Source organism: Streptomyces sp. 1-11 (assembly GCF_007176755.1).
Taxonomy (GTDB): Bacteria; Actinomycetota; Actinomycetes; order Streptomycetales; family Streptomycetaceae; genus Streptomyces.
In genome coordinates this window covers 217,551-238,792 of the sequence record NZ_BJTV01000007.1, presented here as the reverse complement: position 1 = coordinate 238,792, position 21,242 = coordinate 217,551, and the positions used below count along the sequence as shown (strand labels likewise).

The 21,242-nt window shown below is 73.5% G+C and carries 19 protein-coding genes; 12 read left to right on the top strand and 7 right to left on the bottom strand.

What is annotated here, in order from left to right; genetic code table 11:
• Window positions 1-322: 322 nt before the first annotated feature.
• The 7 genes from acsA (at window position 323) to TNCT1_RS17240 (ending at window position 7,353) form a co-directional block, all read left to right on the top strand.
• Window positions 323-2,155, top strand: a complete 1,833-nt coding sequence (gene acsA / locus TNCT1_RS17270; RefSeq protein ID WP_143632907.1) for an acetate--CoA ligase — start codon at window positions 323-325, stop codon at window positions 2,153-2,155.
• Window positions 2,152-3,177: a pyruvate dehydrogenase (acetyl-transferring) E1 component subunit alpha gene (pdhA, locus tag TNCT1_RS17265; protein WP_216856629.1), complete on the top strand. Its 1,026-nt coding sequence runs from the start codon at window positions 2,152-2,154 to the stop codon at window positions 3,175-3,177. The genes acsA and pdhA overlap by 4 nt, the downstream gene beginning before the upstream one ends.
• The gene (locus TNCT1_RS17260) at window positions 3,174-4,253 is read left to right on the top strand and encodes an alpha-ketoacid dehydrogenase subunit beta (RefSeq protein ID WP_143632905.1); all 1,080 of its coding nucleotides are present in this window, start codon (window positions 3,174-3,176) and stop codon (window positions 4,251-4,253) included. The genes pdhA and TNCT1_RS17260 overlap by 4 nt, the downstream gene beginning before the upstream one ends.
• Window position 4,254: 1 nt before the next feature.
• Window positions 4,255-5,799 (top strand): 2-oxo acid dehydrogenase subunit E2, encoded by a 1,545-nt coding sequence (locus tag TNCT1_RS17255; RefSeq protein WP_143632904.1) that lies wholly within the window; start codon window positions 4,255-4,257, stop codon window positions 5,797-5,799.
• A 5-nt stretch (window positions 5,800-5,804) separates the two neighbouring features.
• Complete coding sequence (locus TNCT1_RS17250; RefSeq protein WP_143632902.1) at window positions 5,805-6,074, top strand: acyl carrier protein; 270 nt, start codon at window positions 5,805-5,807, stop codon at window positions 6,072-6,074.
• A 49-nt stretch (window positions 6,075-6,123) separates the two neighbouring features.
• Complete coding sequence (locus tag TNCT1_RS17245; RefSeq protein ID WP_143632900.1) at window positions 6,124-6,942, top strand: universal stress protein; 819 nt, start codon at window positions 6,124-6,126, stop codon at window positions 6,940-6,942.
• 123 nt (window positions 6,943-7,065) lie between these two features.
• Complete coding sequence (locus tag TNCT1_RS17240; protein ID WP_143632898.1) at window positions 7,066-7,353, top strand: DUF1876 domain-containing protein; 288 nt, start codon at window positions 7,066-7,068, stop codon at window positions 7,351-7,353.
• Window positions 7,354-7,365: 12 nt separating this feature from the next.
• On the opposite strand, the gene TNCT1_RS17235 is transcribed toward TNCT1_RS17240, so the two are convergent.
• Window positions 7,366-8,043 (bottom strand): CBS domain-containing protein, encoded by a 678-nt coding sequence (locus tag TNCT1_RS17235; RefSeq protein ID WP_143632896.1) that lies wholly within the window; start codon window positions 8,041-8,043, stop codon window positions 7,366-7,368.
• Between the two features lie 113 nt (window positions 8,044-8,156).
• On the opposite strand from TNCT1_RS17235, the gene TNCT1_RS17230 reads away from it, so the two are divergent.
• Entirely contained in the window at window positions 8,157-9,104 is a 948-nt protein-coding gene (locus TNCT1_RS17230; RefSeq protein ID WP_143632894.1) for a pyridoxamine 5'-phosphate oxidase family protein, read from the top strand.
• Window positions 9,105-9,199: 95 nt separating this feature from the next.
• Window positions 9,200-11,602: a glycoside hydrolase family 65 protein gene (locus TNCT1_RS17225; RefSeq protein WP_143632892.1), complete on the top strand. Its 2,403-nt coding sequence runs from the start codon at window positions 9,200-9,202 to the stop codon at window positions 11,600-11,602.
• Window positions 11,603-11,670: 68 nt separating this feature from the next.
• Here TNCT1_RS17225 and TNCT1_RS17220 read toward each other — a convergent pair whose 3' ends face one another.
• The 5 genes from TNCT1_RS17220 to TNCT1_RS17200 form a co-directional block, all read right to left on the bottom strand.
• Window positions 11,671-13,236: an MFS transporter gene (locus tag TNCT1_RS17220; RefSeq protein ID WP_143632890.1), complete on the bottom strand. Its 1,566-nt coding sequence runs from the start codon at window positions 13,234-13,236 to the stop codon at window positions 11,671-11,673.
• 86 nt (window positions 13,237-13,322) lie between these two features.
• On the bottom strand, window positions 13,323-13,895 hold the full coding sequence (locus tag TNCT1_RS17215; RefSeq protein ID WP_143632888.1) for a TetR/AcrR family transcriptional regulator: 573 nt from the start codon (window positions 13,893-13,895) through the stop codon (window positions 13,323-13,325).
• A 28-nt stretch (window positions 13,896-13,923) separates the two neighbouring features.
• Window positions 13,924-14,646 carry an ABC transporter ATP-binding protein gene (locus TNCT1_RS17210; protein WP_143632886.1) on the bottom strand — a complete coding sequence of 241 codons (723 nt, stop codon included), beginning with the start codon at window positions 14,644-14,646 and terminating at the stop codon, window positions 13,924-13,926.
• On the bottom strand, window positions 14,643-15,761 hold the full coding sequence (locus TNCT1_RS17205) for an FtsX-like permease family protein (protein ID WP_143632884.1): 1,119 nt from the start codon (window positions 15,759-15,761) through the stop codon (window positions 14,643-14,645). Before TNCT1_RS17205 ends, TNCT1_RS17210 begins: the two co-directional genes overlap by 4 nt.
• A 17-nt stretch (window positions 15,762-15,778) precedes the next feature.
• Window positions 15,779-16,090 carry an antibiotic biosynthesis monooxygenase gene (locus TNCT1_RS17200; RefSeq protein ID WP_143632882.1) on the bottom strand — a complete coding sequence of 104 codons (312 nt, stop codon included), beginning with the start codon at window positions 16,088-16,090 and terminating at the stop codon, window positions 15,779-15,781.
• A 419-nt stretch (window positions 16,091-16,509) separates the two neighbouring features.
• Here TNCT1_RS17200 and TNCT1_RS17195 point away from each other — a divergent pair, with 419 nt between their 5' ends.
• Window positions 16,510-17,523, top strand: a complete 1,014-nt coding sequence (locus tag TNCT1_RS17195; protein ID WP_143632880.1) for a DUF1259 domain-containing protein — start codon at window positions 16,510-16,512, stop codon at window positions 17,521-17,523.
• Window positions 17,520-18,725, top strand: coding sequence for a cytochrome P450 (locus TNCT1_RS17190; protein ID WP_143632878.1), 1,206 nt, complete (start codon window positions 17,520-17,522; stop codon window positions 18,723-18,725). Before TNCT1_RS17195 ends, TNCT1_RS17190 begins: the two co-directional genes overlap by 4 nt.
• Window positions 18,726-19,101: 376 nt before the next feature.
• Here TNCT1_RS17190 and TNCT1_RS17185 read toward each other — a convergent pair whose 3' ends face one another.
• Window positions 19,102-20,190, bottom strand: coding sequence for an alcohol dehydrogenase catalytic domain-containing protein (locus tag TNCT1_RS17185; protein ID WP_143632876.1), 1,089 nt, complete (start codon window positions 20,188-20,190; stop codon window positions 19,102-19,104).
• 110 nt (window positions 20,191-20,300) lie between these two features.
• Here TNCT1_RS17185 and TNCT1_RS17180 point away from each other — a divergent pair, with 110 nt between their 5' ends.
• Entirely contained in the window at window positions 20,301-21,194 is an 894-nt protein-coding gene (locus TNCT1_RS17180) for a LysR family transcriptional regulator (protein WP_143632874.1), read from the top strand.
• Window positions 21,195-21,242: the final 48 nt, after the last annotated feature.

The following is a 21,242-nucleotide window of genomic DNA, read 5'->3' as shown; positions in this document are numbered from 1 at the left end:
CACCGCCGTCCCCCCAGGCCCACGATGGCAGCATTCCGGGTGCGGCGCCGCGCCGACAGAGCCACGTGGCACCTGTGCAGGGGTCCGTTGGTCCCGTCGCCGCTGCCCGGAGCGCACCGTGAACCCGGTGGCCGTCATGGGCCGGGGCCGGTGCACTGATGGCCGTCACGGGTGGGGCCGGCGCCACCGAGAACCCGGTGGCCGTCATGGCCGGGGCCGCGGATCTGAGCCGTCCGGCCGCGGACGGGGGCCCTTCGACCCAGTGCGGACGGGGCGGGCCGGGTGGATGGTCGAAGCGGGCCTGAAGGAAGGAGGGGCCGGCATGCCATGGGAGACCATCCGGAAGGACACCCCACTGCGCACCGCCCCCAATCTGCGCGACTACGACAAGGAGTGCGCGGGCTTCTCCTGGCAGGCGGCCCGCGGCAGGATGCAGGGGCTGCCCGGCGGGCGGGGCCTGAACATCGCGCACGAGGCCGTTGACCGGCACGCGGCGTCGGAGCGGGCCACGGCGGTCGCGCTGCGCTGTGTCGGACGGGACGACACGGTCACCTCCGTGACCTACGCGGACCTGGCCCGCTCGACGGCACGGTTCGCCAACGTGCTCCGCGGCCTCGGCATCGGGTACGGCGACCGGGTGGTGACGCTGCTGGGGCGCTGCCCCGAGCTGTACACCGTGGTCCTCGGGACGCTGAAGAACACCAGTGTCCTGTGCCCGCTGTTCTCCGCCTTCGGACCGGACCCGGTGTTCCAGCGGGTGACGCTGAGCGACGCGCAGGTGCTGGTCACCACGGCCGACCTGTACCGGAAGAAGGTCGCCGGGCGCCGGCACAGCCTCGCCGGCCTGCGGCACGTACTGATCGTCGGCGACGGGGCGGACGAACTGCCCGGCACCCGGTCCCTCGGCGCACTGATGGCCGCCGCGGCCGACACCTTCACCATTCCGCCGACCTCACCGCACGACATGGCCCTGCTGCACTTCACGAGCGGCACGACCGGCATCCCCAAGGGCGCGGTGCACGTGCACGAGGCGGCCGTCGCCCACTACATGACCGCGCTGTACGCCCTCGACCTCCATCAGGACGACGTGTTCTGGTGCACCGCGGACCCGGGCTGGGTGACGGGCATGTCCTACGGGATCGTCGCTCCCCTCATGCACGGCGTCACGGTCGTCGTGGACGAGGGCGACTACGACGCCCGCCGCTGGTACCGGATCCTCGCCGAGCAGCGGGTGAGCGTCTGGTACACGGCGCCGACGGCGCTGCGCATGCTGATGCGGACGACGCCGAGGACGGGTCCGTTCGACCTGCCCCGCTCGTTCGACCTCGGTGCGCTGCGGTTCATCGCGTCGGTGGGCGAGCCGCTCAACCCGGAGGCGGTGGTGTGGGGCCGGGACGTGCTCGGGCTGCCGGTGCACGACAACTGGTGGCAGACCGAGACCGGCGCCATCATGATCGCCAACTTCGCGGCCAGCGACATCCGCCCCGGCTCGATGGGGCGTCCGCTGCCCGGTGTGGAGGCGGCGGTGCTGCGCCGCGGCAAGGACGGCCGGGCCGAGGTCGCCGGCGGACGCGTCACCGTGGTGGAGGAGCCAGGGGTGGAGGGCGAGCTGGCGCTGCGGCCCGTCTGGCCCTCGATGTTCCGCGGCTATCTGCACGACGAGCCCCGTTCCGCAGCGGCCTTCGCCGACGGCTGGTACCTCACCGGCGACCTGGTGCGACGCGACGCCGACGGCTGGTACTGGTTCGTCGGGCGGGCCGACGACGTCATCAAGTCGGCGGGGCACCTCATCGGTCCGTTCGAGGTCGAGAGCGCCCTGATGGAGCACCCGGCGGTAGCCGAGTCCGGGGTCATCGGCCGGCCGGACCCGGTGGCCGGGAACATCGTCAAGGCGTTCGTCACGCTGCGGCCGGGCTACGAAGCGAGCGGCGCGACCCGGCGGGATCTGCTCGCCTTCGCCAGGCGGCGGCTGGGACCGGCCGTAGCGCCCCGCGAGATCGCCTTCGAGCAGCACCTGCCGCACACCCGCAGCGGCAAGGTCATGCGCCGCCTGCTGCGGGCCCGTGAGCTCGGGCTGCCCGAGGGCGACATCTCCACCCTGGAGGACTCCGCTTCGCGGGCCGCCCCCGAGGTGAGGACGGAGCAGCCCGCATGACCACCGCCCGCACCCCCCGCGCACCACGGCCCGCCGCCCGGCCGAACCGTCAGGCCGCACACCGCCTCGCCCTGCTGGAGTCGATGCTGCGCGTCCGGCGGTTCGAGGAACGCTGTGTGGAGTTGTACAGCGCGGCGCGCGTCCGGGGCTTCATGCACCTGTACATCGGCGAGGAAGCCGTGGCCGTCGGCGTCAACGAGGCGCTCACGGACGACGACGCGGTCGTGTCGACGTACCGCGAACACGGGCACGCGCTGGCCCGCGGGGTTCCGGCCGAGGCGATCATGGCCGAGATGTTCGGCAAGGTCACCGGCTGCAGCCGCGGCCGTGGCGGCTCGATGCACCTCTTCGACGCCGGCCGCCGCTTCTACGGCGGCAACGCGATCGTCGGCGGCGGGCTCCCGCTCGCCGCCGGTCTCGCGCTCGCCGACCGTATGACCGGCCGCGACCGCGTCACCTGCTGCTTCTTCGGCGACGGCGCCTTCGCCGAGGGCGAGTTCCACGAGACCGCCAACCTGGCCGCGCTGTGGCGCCTGCCCCTGCTGCTGGTCTGCGAGAACAACCTGTACGCGATGGGCACCGCGCTCGCCCGCCACCAGGCCCAGACCGACCTAGCGCTGCGCGCGGCCGCGTACGGCATGGTCTCCTGGGCGGTGGACGGCATGGACGTCCTCGCCGTCGAGGACGCCGCCCGGCGCGCGGCCGAAGGGGTGCGGGCCGGGACCGGACCGCACTTCCTGGAGATGCGCACGTACCGCTTCCGCGCCCACTCCATGTACGACTCCGACCGCTACCGCGACAAGGACGAGATCGAGCGCTGGAAGGAACGCGACCCGGTCGAGGGGCTCGCCCGGCGGCTGCGGGAGGCGAAGGAGCTCACCGACGAGGCCCGCACGGCGCTGGAGGACCGGCTGGCCGCCGAGATCGACACGGCCGTGGAGGCGGCCGAGCGGGCTCCGGAGGAGCCGGTCGAGGACCTGCTGAAGTACGTGACCAGCCCGGCGGAGGCGACGCGGCCATGACCACGACCCACACCCCCGCGGCCGGGGAGGCGGCGCCCTCCGCGCGGAAGACGACCTACCGGGAGGCCATGCGCGAGGCCCTGCGCGAGGCTCTGCGCACCGACGAGCGGGTGTTCCTGATGGGCGAGGACGTCGGCCGGTACGGCGGCTGCTTCGGCGTCAGCCTCGGCCTGCTGGAGGAGTTCGGGCCCGAGCGGATCCGCGACGCCCCGCTGTCCGAGTCGGCGTTCGTCGGCGCCGGCATCGGCGCCGCCCTGTCGGGGATGCGGCCGATCGTCGAGATCATGACGGTCAACTTCAGCCTGCTGGCGCTGGATCAGATCCTCAACAACGCGGCGACCCTGCTCCACATGTCGGGCGGCCAGTTGCCCGTGCCGATCGTGATCCGGATGACCACCGGCGCCGGGCGGCAGCTCGCCGCCCAGCACTCGCACAGCCTGGAGGGCTGGTACGCGCACATCCCCGGCCTGCGGGTCCTCGCCCCGGCGACCCTCACCGACGCCCGCCGCATGCTGGCACCCGCGCTCGCCGACCCCGACCCGGTACTGATCTTCGAGCACGGCACCCTGTACAACGTCTCCGGCGACCTGCCCGCCGACGCCGGGCCGGTCGACCTCGACCACGCGGCCGTCCGCCGCGCCGGCACGGACGTCTCACTGATCACGTACGGCGGCTCCCTGCCCAAGGCGCTGGCCGCCGCCGACGACCTCGCCGCCGGCGGCGTCAGCGCCGAGGTCGTCGATCTGCGGACGCTGCGCCCCCTGGACGACGCCACCGTGGGCGGCTCGGTCGCGCGCACCCACCGTGCCGTCGTCGTCGACGAGGGCTGGCGTACCGGCAGCCTCGCCGCGGAGATCTCGGCACGCCTGACGGAACAGCACTTCTACGATCTCGACGCCCCAGTCGAGCGGGTGTGCAGCGCCGAAGTGCCCATACCGTACGCGCGCCGGCTGGAGGAGGCCGCGCTGCCCCAGGTGAGCACCATCGTCGCGGCCGTGCACCGCGTCGTGGGCGAACCGGCGCCGGCCCCGGCCGGCGGGGCACGACGGCAGCCGGTCGGCGGGAGGTCGGGCTGAGATGACCGCGTTCACCATGCCCTCGCTCGGCGCGGACATGGCCGAGGGACTGCTGCGGGAGTGGCTGGTGCGTCCCGGGGACCGGGTGCGCAAGGGCGATGTCGTGGCGGTCGTGGAGACGGACAAGGCGGCCATCGAGGTCGAGTGCTTCGCGTCCGGGACCGTGGGGCGGCTGCTCGTCGAACCGGGGACCCGGGTACCGGTGGGGACCCCGCTCGCGCTCATCGAGGACCGGGGCGTGCCGGAGATGCGGGCGGGCGCCGGCGGGCCGGTGACGGCCGGGGCGGAGCGGGTTCCGGCCGGGTCCGCCGAGCCGGCCGGGGAGGCGACCGCGAGCGGGGCGTCCTCGCAGGCGGCGGCCGGCCCGGAACGGTCCGCACGGCACCGGCACCCGGCGCCCCGACGGAAGACGGCCCGCGGGCCCGGGACCGCTGCGGAGCCGGTACGCGCCGGATCCCGGGACGAGCCGGCCGAGGAGCACGCACCGGCGCGCCCGGGTCCGCCCGGTGAAACCGTCCCGATGCCCGGCACGGGTCCGCTCGTGCGGCACCTGGCCGATCTGCACGGTGTCGACCTGGCGACAGTGCACGGCACCGGCCGCGGGGGCCGGATCACACGCGCCGACGTGGAGCACGCCCAGCCGCCTCGCGCGCCGCGAGTGCGGGCCACCCCGTACGCCCGGCGCCTCGCCCTGGAGCTGGGCGTCGACCTGGCAGCGGTGCGGGGCACCGGGGACGCCGGAGCCGTGCGGGCGGCGGACGTGCGGGCGGCCGTGCGCTCCCCCGGCGGCGGAGACGGGCCCGGGCGGCCGGAGCCGGGCCCGCTGAACGGCGAACGGCGTCCGGACACCGCCGAACGGGGCGAGGGCCGCGCGGAGGACCGTACGGACACCATGCGCCGTGCCATCGCCGGTCTCATGAGCCGCTCCAAGCGGGAGATCCCGCACTACTACCTGTCCACCACCATCGACCTGACGGCGGCCGAGGACTGGCTCCGCCGGACCAACCGCGACCGTACGCCCGCCGGCCGGCTCGTGCCCGCGGCCCTGCTCCTGAAGGCCGCCGCCGTGGCGGCACGCGAGGTGCCGGCGCTCAACGGCTACTGGCTGGACGACGGGTTCGCCCCCGCCTCCGCGATCAACCTGGGCATCGCGGTCTCGCTCCGGCAGGGCGGACTGCTCGCCCCGGTGATCCACGACGCCGACACACTGCCGCCCGACGTCCTCATGACCCGGCTGAAGGAGGTGGTGCAGCGTGCCCGCCGAGGGCGGCTGCGCGGGACCGAGACGTCCGGCGCCACCCTGACCGTCACCAGCCTGGGCGACCAGGGTGTGGAGGCCGTGTTCGGGGTGATCCACCCGCCCCAGGTGGCCCTGGTCGGCTTCGGCGCCGTAGTCGAACGGCCGTGGGCCGCGGGCGGCATGCTCGGAGTGCGTCCGGTGGTGACCGCGACCCTGGCCGCCGACCACCGGGCCACGGACGGCGCCGTGGGGGCGCGCTACCTCACGGCGGTCGGCCGACTTCTGCAGAGACCGGAGGAGCTGTGAGCCGCATGAAGCCACTGAACGAGGCGGAGGCCCGGTCGCTGGTCGAGGAGGCGATCGCGCAGGTCGTCCCCGACGCCGACTTCACACTGGTCGGACCGGACGACAAGTTCCGCGACGTGCTCGAACTCGACTCGCTCGATTTCCTCAGCCTGGTCGAGCTGCTGTCGGAGCGTGCGGGCATCCGTATCGACGAGGAGGACTACCCGGACCTGACCACCCTGTCCGCCACGACACGGTTCCTGGTCGAGAGGACCGGCGGCGGCCGGGGGGCATGACCGGACTCAATGGCAAGCGGCGCGTGCGGCGGGAGAGGAGACGGGCGCGGTGACGATTCCCCTGGTGGTGGGCGTCGACGGCTCCGAGGCGAGTCTCGAGGCCGTCGACTGGGCCGCCGGCGAGGCGGTCCGGCACGGGGTCCCGCTCCGACTGCTGCACGCGGCGGCCGGTGAGCGGGAGGCGTCCGCCGTGCTCGGCGCCGCCTCGGCGCGCGCCAGACAGGCCGCTCCGGCGGTGGTCCTGTCCAGCGAGGTGTCGCACGAGGACGCGGCCACCGCCCTGGTCGGCGAGGGACGCAACGCCTTCGCGCTGGTGCTGGGGAACAGGGGGCTCGGGGATCTGTCCGGCATGCTTCTCGGCTCGGTCGGCCTCGCCGTGGCCGCGCGCGCCGACTGCCCGGTGGTCGTGGTCCGCGGCGGTTCCGAACACCGCGCCACCGGGTTCGGAAGCGTCGTCGTGGGCGTCGAGGACGGCGAGAGCAGCGGCACGGCCGTGGACTTCGCGGTGCGCGAGGCCCAGGTGCGGCGCTGCCGGCTCGAGGCGGTGCACGCCTGGAGCGCACCGGCCGGTGCCTGTACGACGCCGCAGGCGTCCTCCTGGCAGTTGGAGGCGCACCGGCGGCCCCCGGCCCAGGTTCTCGACGACGCCCTGCGCCGGCCCGCGGAAAGGTACGGCGACGCCAGGGTGAGCCGGCGCCTGATCGAGGAGCCGGCCCGCCGGGCGCTGCTGGAGGCCGCGTCGACCGCGGATCTGCTGGTCGTGGGCGCCAGGCGGCGGCTGGGCCATCCGGGGCTGCAACTCGGCCTGGTCAGCCACGCGTTGCTGCATCACGCACCGTGCCCCGTGGCCGTCGTCCCGCAGGTGTGACCGGCGCGGGACCGGCTTCCGGGGCCGGTCGCCGGTGCGCCGGGGACCTTCGGCCCCCTGCCGCGGTACGGCGGCCGTCGCATCGTGGAGGGACGCCAGGCAATGCCAGGCAAGGAGAGAACGATGTCGCACACAGGACAGTGGAAGGTACGTCTCGACCTCTTCGAGGACGACGACGGCACGACGAAGGCGCACCTGGTGCTGGACACCGGCACCACGGCACTCACCGGCCACGGGTCCGCGCACTGCCATCCGGCGGACACCAACGTGCCGGAGATCGGCGACGAGCTGGCGGCGGGCAGGGCCCTGGTGGATCTCGCCCATCAGCTGCTGGAGACCGCCGAACGCGACGTCCGGGCCATGGCCGCCGCACGAGCCGACACCCGTCGGACGGCCGGACGGCCCCTCTGAGACCCGGCCGCCTCATGGTGTTCCGGCAGGGGGCTCCCCGGCGGCGTCCGTCCGGACGGCGATCCGCGCGGTGACCGAGACCACGCCGTCGACGCCCCGGCACAGCTGCTCGACGACGGGGACGAGGCTGCCGTGCTCCACGGTGCCCGCGAGGGTGACCCGCCCGTCGCGCACCTCCGCGGTCACGTCCCTCGGTTCGAGCCCCAGGGTGCGCCGCAGCACATCCGTGGTGATCTCCTCGCGGATGGCCTCGTCCCGGCGGAGGAAGACCCGCAGCAGATCACCGCGGCTGACGATGCCCAGCAGCCGGTCCGCCTCGTCGACCACGGGCAGGCGTTTGACCTTCTGGGTCTCCATGAGGCGGGCGGCCTCGACCACGGTCCACTCGGGCCGTGCGCACACCGCGGGGGCGGACATGAGTTCCTCGGCGCGGGAGCCCCCGGCCTTGGCCCGCTCCCAGGCCTCCAGACGCGGGATGGGGGCCCTGCCGGACGGGTCGGCCTGGTCGGCGCTCTTGCGCAGCAGGTCGGCCTCCGACACCACGCCCATCGGACGGCCGATCTCGTCCACCACGGGTACGGCGGTGACCCCATTGTCCTCCAGCAGCCTGACGAGCTCCTTGAACGGCGTGTCGGGCCGTGCCCGGACGACGTCCCGGGACATGAGCTCCTCGACTGTGCGGTGATGCATGGTGCCTCCCGGGTGCGGGGCGCCCGCCTCGCTCCTGGAGCCGCGCCCCGTGCGGCGGTGCGGCCCGCGTGGCAGGTTGGATACAGCACCATTCTGAGGAGAGGGCGGCGATCATGCGAGCTCACCTCGGCGACCAACTCGTCATCGAGAGCCCGGCCACCGGCGGTGCCAGGCGCGACGGCGAGATCGTCGGACTCCACCACGACGACGGAACACCCCCCTACGACGTGCGCTGGTCGGACACGGACGACGTGACGCTCGTGTTCCCCGGCCCGGACGCCCACGTACGCCATCTGGAGCACGAGCGGTCGCCGGAGGCGGGCGAGGCGGCGGCGACCGGCGAAGCACCGCCGGCGACCGGCGAGGCGGCGGCCGCGACCACGGCGACCGGGGCGACCGGGCCGAGGGGCGAGCACAACCCCGGTGACACCGGCCGGCGGGTGGCCGTCGAACGCCGAAGGCGCGGGCTCAGCCGGGAGGAGACCGCAGGCCGCGCGCGGATGTCGCCCCAGTACCTGGCCTACCTGGAGGAACAGCCCGCCGATCCGTCGTTGGCGACGCTCATCAGGCTGGCGGACGCGCTGGGCACCTCGGTCGCCGCGCTGCGTGGCGGAGGCATCGATCTCCCGCCCGGTCAGGGCCACGCACTGCTGCACCCCGAGCTCCGGGACCTCAGCCCGCAGGAGTGCCGCGCCCTGCTCTCCAGCCACGGGTTGGGGCGCGTCGCGGTGTCGACGTCCGAGGGCCGCCCGGCGGTGGTCCCGGTCAACTACGAGTTCGTCGATGACGCCATCGTCTTCCGGACCGCACCCCACTCCGTGCCGGCGGCGGCTGCGGAGACGGAGGTCGCCTTCGAGGTCGACCACGTGGACGAGGCCCTGAGCCAGGGCTGGAGCGTGCTCGCCGTCGGACCGGCACGTGTGGTGACGGACCCGGAGGCGGTACGCCGGCTCGCCCAGCGGGCGCACACCACGCCGTGGGCGGGCGGCGAGCGCGAGATGTGGGTGTCGATCGAACCCACCAGCCTCACGGGCCGCCGGATCACCCCTGCAGGCCGGTAGCCGCGTCGTCACCGGCGCTCGCCGGCGGCACGGCCGCTTCGGTCCGCGGCCCGGCCGGGCCGGCACAGCCCGCGCAGCGGAGGGAATGGCGCCGGATGTCGGAGTGGACGTGGGAGTGGACGGGGTACGACCCTGCCGCCGAGCAACTGCGCGAGTCCCTCTGCACGCTGGGCAACGGCTACTTCGCCACCCGCGGCGCGCTGCCCGAACGCCGGGCCGGCCTGGTGCACTGTCCGGGCACCTACGCGGCGGGGTGCTACAACCGCCTGGAGTCGGCCGTCGCGGGGCGGCGGGTCGTGAACGAGGACATGGTCAACCTCCCCAACTGGCTCTGCCTGCGGTTCCGGGCGCGCCGCGCGGACGGCACGTGGGGCCCGTGGTTCTCCCCCGGCACGCACACCCTGCTGGAGCACCGGCACACCCTGGACCTGCGCCGGGGCACCCTCGCACGGTCCTCCCGCCACCGGCACGACGAACTGGGCGTGTTTGACGTCCAGCAGACCCGTCTGGTGCACATGGATGACCCGCACCTGGCCGCACTGCGGACCGTGCTCACGGCCGAGGACTGGACCGGGGACATCGAGATCGAGAGCTCGCTGGACGGCGACGTCGTCAATGGCAACGTGCACCGCTACCGGGCACTCGAGCGCCACCACCTGAACCACGTGCGAACCGGTGCGCAGAAACCCGACTCCATCTGGCTGACCTGCCGCACCAGCACATCGGACATCGCCGTCGCCCTGGCCGCCCGGACGACGGTCCGCGCGGACGGGGCTCCGGTCTCCTCGGTGCTCCGGCCCGCCCGCCACCGCGCCGTGCACCGTCTGGTCGTCCCCGTGACGCCCGGCCGGCCCGTCACCGTGGACAAGACGGTGGCCCTGCACACCTCGCGGGACACCGCGATCAGCGGCCCCCTCGGCGAAGCCGTCGACCGGGTGTCCGCGGCGGCGGACTTCGCGGCCCTGCTCGACTCGCATGCCGCGGCCTGGGACCGGCTGTGGCGACGCGCGGACGTGCGGGTGCCGGGAGAGGCCGGCCGTATCCTGCGCTTCCATCTCTTCCACGTCCTGCAGACGCTGTCACCGCACACGGCGGAGCTGGACGCGGGAGTGCCTGCCCGGGGTCTGCACGGCGAGGCCTACCGGGGTCATGTGTTCTGGGACGAGCTCTTCGTGCTGCCCTATCTCAACCTGCACCTGCCGGAGGTCTCCCGGGCACTGCTGGACTACCGCCACCGGCGCCTCCCCCGGGCCTGCGCGGCGGCGGCCGCGGCCGGCCGGGCCGGGGCGATGTATCCGTGGCAGAGCGGGAGCAACGGGCGTGAGGAGTCCCAGGAGTGGCATCTCAACCCCGCGTCGGGCCGCTGGCTGCCGGACCACTCGCGCCTCCAGCACCACGTGGGTTCGGCGATCGCCTACAACGTCTGGCAGTACTGCGAGGCCACCGGTGACACGGAGTACCTGCACACCAAAGGCGCGGAGATGCTGCTGCAGATCGCCCGCTTCTGGGCGGACCTGGCGGTCTTCGACCGTGGCACGCGCCGCTACCGGATCCGCGGTGTCGTCGGCCCCGACGAGTACCACGACGGCTATCCCGGCGCCGCGCGGCCCGGGCTGGACGACAACACGTACACCAACGTCACCGCCGCCTGGGTCCTCACCCGCGCCCTGGAGCTCGTGCGGCGCCTTCCCGCGTGGCGGCGCGAGGAGCTGTTCCAGCGGCTCCGGCTGAACGCCGACACGCTGCCGCAGTGGGACGATGTCTCCAGACGGCTGCGGGTGCCCTTCCACCAGGGCGTCATCAGCCAGTTCGAGGGCTACGACGACCTGGCCGAACTCGACTGGGACGCGTACCGCGCCCGCTACGGCACCATCCGGCGGCTGGACCGCGTGCTCGAGGCGGAGGGCGACACGGTTAACCGGTACAAGGCGTCCAAGCAGGCCGACGTGCTCATGCTCGGTTACCTGTTCTCGCCCGCGGAACTGCGGGCCCTGTTCCTGCGTCTCGGTTACCACCTGGACGACGAGATCTGGCGCGGCACCGTCGACTACTACCTCCGGCGCACCAGCCACGGCTCGACCCTCAGCGAACTCGTCCACGGCCTGGTCCTCGCCAGGGCCAGACGGGCCGACGCGTGGCAGTACGTCCACGAAGCCCTGGAGGCCGACATCGCCGACATCCAGGGCGGCACCACGGGCGAAGGCATCCACCTCGGCGCGATGGCCGGAACGCTCGACCTGGTCCAGCGCGGCCTGACGGGACTGGAGACACGCGAGGACGCCCTGTGGCTGGATCCGGTGCCCCTGCCGGCGCTGTCCGAGTACGGGTTCTCGCTCCACTACCGCGGTCACTGGGGTGTCGGCGTGCGCCGCCGGAGCGGACAGCTGGAGATCGCCGTACCCGACTCCGAGCAGTCCGCGATCCGCGTGGTCCTGGCCGACCGGGCGGTGACCATCGCCCCCGGGGAGACGTGCACGCTCGTTCTGCCGACGGACTGACGCCGCGGCGGTCGCCGCCCCTTGACGGCGCTCCCCTCGTGCGAGCGGCCACGGCGCCGTGGCCTGGGCTACGCCCGGGACTCCGTGTGCCGGGGCATCAGCACGAAGGCGACCGCCGCCACGGCGAGCGGCAGGACGCTGACCGCCAGCATGGTGAGCCGCAGTCCATCGGTGAAGTCCAGCCCGAGTCTCAGTCCTGAGGCCTGTCGGAGCAGGTTCGGGTCGTACGCGTTGCCACCGGGGTTCTGCGCCATCCCGCTGCGCACGGCGTCCACGGCCTGTTCGGCCTTCCTGACCGACAGGTCGCGCGCCTTCGCGTCCGCGAGCCACCGCCGCCGGAAGAAGAAGTCGAACAGCAGGAGGTAGACGGTGGGCCCGAACGCGGAGCCGGTCATCGCGAAGGCCATCTGGACGGAGGCCACGGTGCCCGAATGGCCGGGCGGCGCTTGGGAGAGGACCGTCTCGGACACCGAGGTGGAGGTGACCAGCGACCCGAGGTTGCAGAGCCATGTGGCCGACACGAGCAGCCACAGCGCCATCGTGGGCCCGGCGGTGCCCGCCAGCGACAGTCCGCTCCCCGCCATCACCAGCAGGCCGGTGACCATGACCGGCCGCGGCGAGTACCTCCCCACCAGGCGCCCGGCCAGGACGACGGCACCGGCGATCAGCAGCGTGCCGGGAAGGTACAGCAGGCCGATGGCCTCGGGGGACAGCGACAGCACGAGGCTCCCGAACTGGCCGAGAACGAGGCCGAGTCCGGCCGCGAGGAAGTTCAGCGTGAGGGTCGCGGCCAGGGCCACGCCGAACGGCGTGCTGCGGAACAGCGCCAGGTCCAGGGCTGGTTCGGCGGTGCGGCGTTCGTGGCGGACGAAGAGCAGGGCGACGACCGCACTGATCACCAGCGGCGCCCAGGTCTCAGGCCGGGAGACTCCGTTCTGCGCCGCCGCCAGGCCGACGACGAGGGCCAGCAGGGCGGTCCCCATCATGGTCACGCCGGCCAGGTCGAGACGACGCCCCCGCTGCACGGGTGACTCGGGGACGTACCGGACCGTCAGCCAGAGCGAGACCAGACACAGCAGCGGGCCGATCAGGAACAGGAGCCGCCAGCCGACCGCCGCCACCACCCAGCCCGTGAACGCGGGCACCACCCCGCAGAGAACCGTCGTGACGGCCATCAGGAGCCCGATTCCCATGGGCCGCCGCTCCGGCGGCACCGCCACTTTCAACAGGGCCAGCGGCACTCCCAGCAGCGCCGTCATCCCCAGCCCGACCAGCAGGCGCATCACCAGCAGGAACCAGAAGCCGGGAGACAGCGTGGAGAGCAGGTCGACGAACGTGACGACGAGGAGTCCGGACGTCAGCAGCCGCTTGAGGCCGACGATGTCCCCGAGGCTGCCCGCGGCGAGGACCGCGGCGGCCATCACCAGGGTCGCCGCTCCGCTCAGCAGCCCGAGGGCGTGCGGCGGCACATGAAGGGCCCGGCTCACCTGCGGCAGGTTCAGGCTGAGCACCAGCGGCTCGACGACCGTGACGGTGAAGGCGAGAGCGAGGGCGAGGACTACCGGCAGAACCGTCAGCTGCGCGCGGGACCCGGTCGCCGGCACCGTACCGCCTCCCGCACTCCCACGTCGCATGCCGGCCGACGCTAACCCGCGCCGCGGGTGCCGACGGGCTTCACCCGCGGCGACACGCAGGGAGGTCCGGCGTTCGGGTCATCGGATCAGCCCAGGCCCTGATGGAGCAGTCGAAGGACCCGGTCGGAGACGGTGTCGGGGTCGGCGCCGCGTTCAACGGCGGTCATGGCCGCCTGGAGGAGGCCGCCGACCAGCTGGGTGGTGAGCTGCGGCTCGCCCGGGCCGAGGGCGCTGATCGCCGACTGCAGGGGCGCGTAGTGGGCGAGGTGCAGTTCGTGCACGCGGGCTCGGCACTCGGGAGGCAGGTCGGCCCGCATGAGCGCCTCCGCGGGGCGGTGCATGCCCCGGGCGGCCAGGAGGAGCTCGGTACGGACGAAGGCGGCGACGCGCGCGGCGGGTTCGTCCGCGTCGCGCAGGGCGTCGGCCATGGCGGCGTCCGCGGTGGTGAAGGACTCCTCGACGATGGCCGCCACGAGTGCGGCGCTGGAGGGGAAGTACTGGTAGAAGCTGGAGCGGGCGAGGCCCGCGCGGGCGCCGACCGCGGCCGGGGTGACGGCGGCGGCGCCCTGCTCGACGAGGATGTCGACGGCGGCCCGGATCAGCGCGGCGCGTTGCTGTGCACGGTGCTCGGCGACGGTGGCGGCGTTGATCTTGGGCATGGTCCGGCGGTGCCTTTCGGTGTCTCGGTCAGGTCAGCCGGCCGTCCCGCAGGGTCAGGACGTGGTCGGCAGCGTCCAGTATCTCCGTGTCGTGCGTGACCATGACGGTGGCGGTGTGGTGGACCCGGGTCTGCTCGGCGAGCAGTTCCACGATGTCGCGGGCGCGGGCCCGGTCCAGTGCGGAGGTCGGCTCGTCCACGAGCAGGATGTCGGGAGCGAGGACGAGGGCTCGGGCCAGGCCGACGCGCTGCCGCTCACCGCCGGAGAGCTGGTGGGGGCGACGGTCGGCGCGACCGGTCATGCCGACCGCCTCCAGGAGCTCGTCGGCACGCCTGCGGGTGGTGCTGTCCAGGCGCCCGGCGACGTGGGCCGGCAGCAGCAGCTGCTCACGGGCGGTGAGCGAGGCCATGAGGTTGGCGTGCTGGAAGACGTAGCCGATGTGCCGGCGTCGGTGGGCGGTGCGCTGGTGTTCCTTGAGCGTGGTCAGGTCGACGCCGGCGACGTGGACCGTCCCTCCGGTGGGCGTCTGCAGGCCGCCGGCGACGGCGAGGAGGCTGGACTTGCCCGACCCCGAGGGGCCGGTGACCGCCAGGAACTGGCCGGCGCCGGCGGTGAGGTCGACCTGGTCCAGAGCCGTGACCTGTTGCTGGTCGTCGCCCAGGCGCAGGGTGACGCCGGTCAGACGCAGCGCGGGGGGCGTGGCGTCGCCGGCTGCCTGGGCGTGCGCGGGTGCGGGGGTGGGGCGTGTCATCGGTTGGCTCCCAGGGCGGTGAGGGCCTGCACCTTGGTGATGCGGCGCACCGCGACGGCGGCGCCGGCCAGGCCGAGGACGATCAGCAGGACGGCGGCCAGGACGACCTGGCCGGTTCTCAGCGTGAAGGGGGCCGAGCCGTTCATGGCGCCGCCCAGGGCGAGGCCCACGGCGGTGCCCGCGGCGGTGGCGGCCAGCAGGACGGTGGCGACCTGGGTCAGGGCGTCGCGCAGGATGTAGCCGGTCGAGGCGCCGATGGCCTTGAGCAGGGCGATCTCCTGGCGGCGCTGGATGGTCCACACGGTGAAGAACGAACCGACGACGAGCGCGGAGATGGCGTAGAGGAAGCCGCGGATCAGGCTCATCGTGCTGGATTCGGCGGCGTAGCCGGGTGAGGCGGCGAAGGTGCCCTCCTTGTCGACGGTCCGGGTGTCCAGGCGCCGGTCGGCGGCCTGGACGTCGGCGCCGGGGGCGAGCCGCAGGGCCACGGCGGTCGCCTGGCTGCTCGCCGCGGCGGGGAGGGGGCCGGGCAGTCCGTAGTGGAGCTTCTGCCACAGCGGCAGCGAGGCGTACACGACTCCGACGTGGCCGAAGGACGCGTGGCCGATGGTGCCGGTCACGGTGAGGGGTGTGCCGGCCTGGCCGGCGACGAGCCGGTCTCCGACCTTGACGCCTTCCTCGGCGATCTCCTCACTGATGAGGACGCCGTTCGGATCCGCGGACAGCGGCCGGCCCGAACGGGGCGCGGGAGCGAGGAACCCCTCGGGCCGCACCCCGAACACGGCGAGGTTGAGCTGCTTGCCGCCCGGGCCGCCGAGTTCGGCGTGCACGAGCTGCTGTCCCAGGGGTTCGGCCGCGCGGACGCCCGGTTGTCCGGCCCACGCCCGCCAGGTCTTCCGCGACACGGTGGACCGGGAGAACATCTCCGTCGAGGCGCTCTTGTCGAAGGCCATGTGGGTCGCCGGCAGCGCGCGCAGCGAGGAGACGCCGGCGTCCGCCAGGCCGCTCGCCAGGCCGGACAGGATGACGCCGAGAACCGCGATCATGGCGACGACGGCGCCGATGAGGGCGAAGCGCCCGCGGGCGAACCGCAGGTCGCGCAGAGCGAGGAACATGTGGTTCTCCGTCCGCTTCAGGCGCCGACGGCGGCGACGGTCTCGAACGCCTCGGTCTCGCCGGCCGTCCCGTGGGCGGACGGGCCGTGGGCGGACGGGCCGTGCGCGGCGCGGAAGGCCGGTGACCGCGTCCACGCCGAGAAGGCGTCGCGGGTGGTGAACTCCATCACCGCCACGTAGGCGCCGCCTTCGCGCTCGGGCCGCAGCAGTCGCGCGCCGACCAGGCCGACCACGCCCGGCAGGGTCTCGCGCATGCTCGCCGCGAACCGCTCCTCGAACGCCGCCGCGCCCGCGGCGGGCACCGGCAGCCGATTCATCACCGTGTACATCAGGAATCCGTTCCTCAGGCAGGGGAAAGCTCTGCCGGCGCATCACTTGCCGACAGCAGTGTCAGCATCCTAGCGAAGGTTCCCGACAGGTCTGTCAGCAAGTCGGGGGTGGCCGGTTCGCCGGGCACCGGGGCCGGCCGGATCTCCGACGCGCAGTGGCCCGACAGCCCGGGATGTCCGGCACGTAGGCCGCCCTGCCCGGCGCACGGGCGTCCGTCGACACGCCCGCACGGGCGTCCACCGACGCGCCGGCACGCTCCGAGGTCCCGCGCCTCTCCGCCGGTCGCCCCTCCCCCGGTTCCCGGCCGGCATCCGGGCCGGGCCCCCCGCTCGCGTGTTAGCCCACCTGCGGGATGTGTTGCGTCGGTCACCGGTCAACGCGGTCTCCGGTGCTTCGATCAAGCCAGGAGGCATATGTCATGGCTGACAAGCGACAGCAGGACTCACCATCCCCCAACACCACGTCCCGGCGCCGGGTGCTGGCCGCGGCCGCCCTCGCGCCCGCCCTCACACCCGTGCTCGGCGCCGCGCCGGCCCGGGCCGGCGCCCTGCACGCCCGGCAGGACGAGCACGCCCCGATCCAACCGGTGATGACCAAGCTGACGGACTGGGCGGCCGTGGGAGCGGCGCTCGGCCGGCCCGGTGACATGCGGCGGTTCATGTACCACACGGCCTTTCCACGGCGGGACCTCAAGGTGCGCTCGCGAGGCGTCCTGGTCGATCCCGCGCTCGCCCTCGGCACGCACCTGTCCTTCGTCCGGTACTCGGACCTCAGCACGCTCCTCATGGGCGACACCGTCGTCACCGAGGACGAGCTGCAGCGCTTCTGCGATGTCCTGCAGCGGCACGGCGTCATGCAGACCGCCATCCACAAGCACCTGCTCGCCCACCAGCCGCCCGTCTGGTGGGTCCACGTGCACGCGCACGGTCACGATCCGGTGGCCGTCGCCCGGGGCCTGCGCGCCGCGCTCGACCGCACCGGTACCCCGCCCGCCGCACCCGCCGCGCCCACGCCGCCCGTCGACCTGGACACCGCCGCCATCGACGCGGCGATGGGCGTCAAGGGCGTCGCCGACGGTGTGATCTACAAGAGCACCTTCGTCCGTCGTGAGACCGTCACCGACGGCCACATGGTGCTGCCTCCGGGGCTGGGAGCCACCACCTCGGTCAACTTCCAGCCGCTCGGTGGCGGACGGGCCGCCCTCAGCGGTGACCTGGTCATGGTCGCCGACGAGGTGCAGCCCGCCCTCACGGCCCTGCGACGCGGTGGCATCGAACTCGTCGAGCTGCACCATCACAACCTCAACGACCAACCACGGCTGTTCTTCGTCCACTACTGGGCCGTCGGCAACGCGGTCAGGCTCGCCGCAGCGGTTCGCAAGGCCGTGGACACCACCAACGTCGTACCCATGCCCGGAGGAGCCGGCCAATGACCGCGGACAACGAGACACTCAGCTGCCCGTTCGACTTCAGCAGAGCCCTGGACTTCGATCCCTCGCTGGAGTCCTTGATGCGGCACGGATCGCCCGTGCGCATCCGGCTTCCCTACGGCAGCGCGGATGCCTGGCTGGTCACCGGCTTCGACGCCGTCAAGCAGGTGACCACCGACCAGCGGTTCAGCAGGGCGGGCATCACCGGTCACGACTACCCCAGGATGACGCCGGAGCCCATCGTCTCCCCGGAGTCGATCAACGTGATGGACCCGCCGCACAGCAGCCGGGTTCGTCACCTGGCCTCGCAGGCCTTCACGCAGCAGCAGGTCGACGGCATGCGGCCCCGGATCGTGCAGCTCGTGGACCGCCTGCTGGACGAGATGGAGGAACAGGGACCGCCGGCGGACGTGGTCGAGCACCTGTCCGACAAACTCCCCCGGCACGCCGTCCTGGACCTTCTCGGCATCAAGCGGGAGGAGTGGCCCTGGATCGAGGACGCCGTGCACCAACTCCTCGTCGTGGGCGCGGAGAACAAGGAAGCCGCCATGAAGGCCAAGGCGGACATGGCGGCCTACTTCGCGGAACTGGTCGCACAGCGCCGTAAGTCACCGGGTCCGGACATCATCAGCGCGATGGCCGCCGCACAGGACGGCGACGAGCAGCTCGACGACAGGGAACTGGCCTTCCTGGCACTGACGTTGGCGCTCAGCGGCCAGGACACCGCGACCTGCCAGATCAGCGACATCACCTATCTGCTCCTGACCCGTCCCGCGCTGCTGCAGCACCTCAGGAGCCGGCCCGAGACCTTGACCGACGTCCTGCACGAGCTGCTCCGCTACATCCCGTTCCGCAAGGGCGTCGGAATTCCCCGGGTGGCTCTCGAGGACGTGGAGCTCGACGGTGTGCGCATCCGGGCGGGCGACTTCGTCCACGTCTCGTACCTGACGGCCAACCGGGACCCGGAGCGCTATCCGGACCCGGACGTCGTGGACCTCGACCGCCCCAACGCTCCGCACATGACGTTCGGCTGGGGCGGGCACCGGTGCATCGCGATGCCCCTCGCCATGGCGGAGCTCGAAGTGGCCATCGGCCGGATGGTGGAGAGGTTCCCCCGGCTGAGGCTCGCGGTGGCACCCGAGGAAGTGCGGTGGGACACGAAGACCATCAGACGGTTCCCGCTGGAGCTGCCGGTGGCCTGGTAGACGCGTCCGGCTGTCCGCGTCACGGGGACGCGGATCCGGCCGGGGCGAGGACGAGCATGACCATGGGGGCGCCGCCGGCGGCGCCCGAAACGCACCGCACCGGCTCGCCCGGTGCGGGGCGGGGCGGGGCGGGGCGGGGCCCGGCGCGTCGCCGCCTCACTTTCGGGAGGCGCGCCTCATGAGCACCGTCAGGACCACGCCGCAGGCAACGGCGATGCTCCCCAGGACGAGCGGGATCACCGGCCGGTGACCACCGTTCCCCGACACGCTGAGGGATATCGCGGCGATCCCGGCACCGCACATCACCGCGCTCGCGACTTTCAGTCTGAGCATCGACCCGGGCCGTTCCCTTCGTCGAGGCCCGCCGCCGGTCCGGTCAGCGAGCCGATGGGGTGAGGACGGTGCGGTCGAACGGGCCACCGTGTGCGGCGGCGTACGTGACGGCGTCGTTGACGGCGTGGAGGCCGAACGACCGCACCCGTTCGGGGGCGAGGTCCAGTGTGCCCGAGGCGATCAGCCGGATGATGCCGACGTTCGCCGTACGCGGGTACATCCACTGGCCGCGCACGGTGATCGAGTTGCGCATGATCCACGGGTACGGCAGTGCGAGGTCGTCGCCGCCGAGCATGCCCACGCCGCCCATGAGAACGACGCGGCCGTACTCGCGCACGGTCATGGCCGCCGTGCGCGACGCCGAGCTGGGCGCGCTCGGCGGCAGCAGGTCGATCACCATGTCGATCGGGCCGCCGGCCGCCGCGGCCAACGCCGCGCGGTCGCCGGCCTCGTCCCCGGTCAGCGGGACCGGGCGCACACGCGGACCGAACCGGTCGGCGAGGAGGCCGAGCGCGGCCCGGTTGCGGCCCGGAGCGATCACCCGGGCCGCCCCCATGGCGAGCGCGACCGCGACCGCACTGCTGCCGAGGTTGCCGGTGGCCCCGCTGACGAGCAGCGTCTCGCCGGCTGCGAGCCCGCCGGCCAGCAGCCCGCCGTAGGGGATGACGTGCATGCCGAGCGCGGCCCAGCGGGCCGGGTCGTCCCCGGCCGCCGCGGGCAGCGGGAAGACGTTCTCCGTCAGGACCCGCATGAACTCGGCGTACGAACCGTCGTGCAGGTGCCGGGCGAGCCGCGCGCCGCCCTCGCCGCGCGAACTCCAGCCCTGGAGCGTGATGTCGGGCGTCAGGGCGTCGTCCCGGGAGCGCACCGTCGAGTCGCACCACACCAGGTCGCCGGGGCGCAGCCGGGTGGCGTCCGGGCCCACCTGGACGACCCGTCCCACCCCGCCGATCCCGGGCACGACGGGAGGGACCAGGGGGTAGTCGCGCTCGCCGCTGAAGACCTCGGCCGCGTACGGGGCCACGCAGGCGGCGAGCACCTCGACCACCACCTCGCCGCCGCCGGCCCCGGGGTCGGGCACCTCCCGCACCGACAGCGGGGCTCCGAACCGCGTGAGAACTGCTGCTCGCACGTGCTGACCTCGTGTTCCTCGTGTTCCTCCGTGTCCGCCGCGATCGACACTAGGAGCCGGACGGTCATGCGGGAAGCGACGATCACGCATCCGTGGTATGCGTGTACCGCATGGACGTCTCCAGCACAGGCCTGCGGGTCCTGCGGCAGATCGCCGAGTCCGGCAGCTTCACCGCGGCGGCCACCCGGCTCGGCTACACCCAGTCGGCGATCTCACGCCAGGCCGCCTCCCTCGAACGAAGCGCGGGCACCGCTCTGTTCGAACGCCGCCCCGACGGAGTGCGGCTCACCCCGGCGGGTCTGACCCTGCTGCGCCACGCCCGCACGATCCTGGACTGCCTCACGGCCGCCGAGCGCGACCTCACCGGCACCGCCCCGCGGACCGAACTGGTGCGGCTGGGGCTGTTCCTGAGCGCCGGCGCGGCCCTCCTGCCTCCCGCACTCACCCGCCTCGCGGTGACCGACCCGCAGATCACGGTCACGACCACCGAGGGCACCACGCCCTCCCTGATCCGGGCACTGCGCGCGGGCTCGGTCGACCTGGCCGTCCTGACATCCCGCCCGCCCCACCGGCCCCTGGACGGCGAGTCGCCGCGCCTGCACGCCGAGACCGTCGCGGACACCGAACTGGTCGTGGCGGCTTCTTCGACCGGCGAGTTCGCCGGCCGCACCACGGTGCACGTCGACGAACTGGTCGCCGCCGCGTGGATCGCCGCTCCGGCGTCGAACGCCGAGCCACTGCTCGGCGTCTGGCCGGGCCTGCCCGGGCGGCCGCACGTCGTGCACTGCGCGCGCGACTGGCTGACGAAACTTCAGCTGGTCGCCGGCGGCTTCGGGGTGACCACGGTGCCCTCGCGGCTCTCGCCGGTGCTCCCGCCCGGAGTGAGCCTGCTGCACGTGGAAGGCGCGCCTGCCGAGGTCCGCCGGGTTCTCGTGGCGAGACTCCCCGGCCGCCCCAGCCCGGCGGTCACGGCCGTCACACGAGCGATCGTCTCGACCGCCTGATCCCTCGCGGAACGCGCCGTCGTGAGCGGGCAGGGCGATACGACGCCG

What these genes read in the sequence shown, in the direction of transcription:
- TNCT1_RS17200 (WP_143632882.1), bottom strand. Translation starts at nt 16,090, where the DNA reads ATGTACACGGTGATGAATCGGCTGCCGGTGCCCGCCGCGGGCGCGGCG.
- TNCT1_RS17255 (WP_143632904.1), top strand. Translation starts at nt 4,255, where the DNA reads ATGACCGCGTTCACCATGCCCTCGCTCGGCGCGGACATGGCCGAGGGA.
- TNCT1_RS17195 (WP_143632880.1), top strand. Translation starts at nt 16,510, where the DNA reads ATGGCTGACAAGCGACAGCAGGACTCACCATCCCCCAACACCACGTCC.
- TNCT1_RS17225 (WP_143632892.1), top strand. Translation starts at nt 9,200, where the DNA reads ATGTCGGAGTGGACGTGGGAGTGGACGGGGTACGACCCTGCCGCCGAG.
- TNCT1_RS17220 (WP_143632890.1), bottom strand. Translation starts at nt 13,236, where the DNA reads ATGCGACGTGGGAGTGCGGGAGGCGGTACGGTGCCGGCGACCGGGTCC.
- TNCT1_RS17180 (WP_143632874.1), top strand. Translation starts at nt 20,301, where the DNA reads ATGGACGTCTCCAGCACAGGCCTGCGGGTCCTGCGGCAGATCGCCGAG.
- TNCT1_RS17215 (WP_143632888.1), bottom strand. Translation starts at nt 13,895, where the DNA reads ATGCCCAAGATCAACGCCGCCACCGTCGCCGAGCACCGTGCACAGCAA.
- TNCT1_RS17260 (WP_143632905.1), top strand. Translation starts at nt 3,174, where the DNA reads ATGACCACGACCCACACCCCCGCGGCCGGGGAGGCGGCGCCCTCCGCG.
- TNCT1_RS17250 (WP_143632902.1), top strand. Translation starts at nt 5,805, where the DNA reads ATGAAGCCACTGAACGAGGCGGAGGCCCGGTCGCTGGTCGAGGAGGCG.
- TNCT1_RS17230 (WP_143632894.1), top strand. Translation starts at nt 8,157, where the DNA reads ATGCGAGCTCACCTCGGCGACCAACTCGTCATCGAGAGCCCGGCCACC.
- pdhA (WP_216856629.1), top strand. Translation starts at nt 2,152, where the DNA reads ATGACCACCGCCCGCACCCCCCGCGCACCACGGCCCGCCGCCCGGCCG.
- TNCT1_RS17235 (WP_143632896.1), bottom strand. Translation starts at nt 8,043, where the DNA reads ATGCATCACCGCACAGTCGAGGAGCTCATGTCCCGGGACGTCGTCCGG.
- TNCT1_RS17205 (WP_143632884.1), bottom strand. Translation starts at nt 15,761, where the DNA reads ATGTTCCTCGCTCTGCGCGACCTGCGGTTCGCCCGCGGGCGCTTCGCC.
- acsA (WP_143632907.1), top strand. Translation starts at nt 323, where the DNA reads ATGCCATGGGAGACCATCCGGAAGGACACCCCACTGCGCACCGCCCCC.
- TNCT1_RS17240 (WP_143632898.1), top strand. Translation starts at nt 7,066, where the DNA reads ATGTCGCACACAGGACAGTGGAAGGTACGTCTCGACCTCTTCGAGGAC.
- TNCT1_RS17190 (WP_143632878.1), top strand. Translation starts at nt 17,520, where the DNA reads ATGACCGCGGACAACGAGACACTCAGCTGCCCGTTCGACTTCAGCAGA.
- TNCT1_RS17210 (WP_143632886.1), bottom strand. Translation starts at nt 14,646, where the DNA reads ATGACACGCCCCACCCCCGCACCCGCGCACGCCCAGGCAGCCGGCGAC.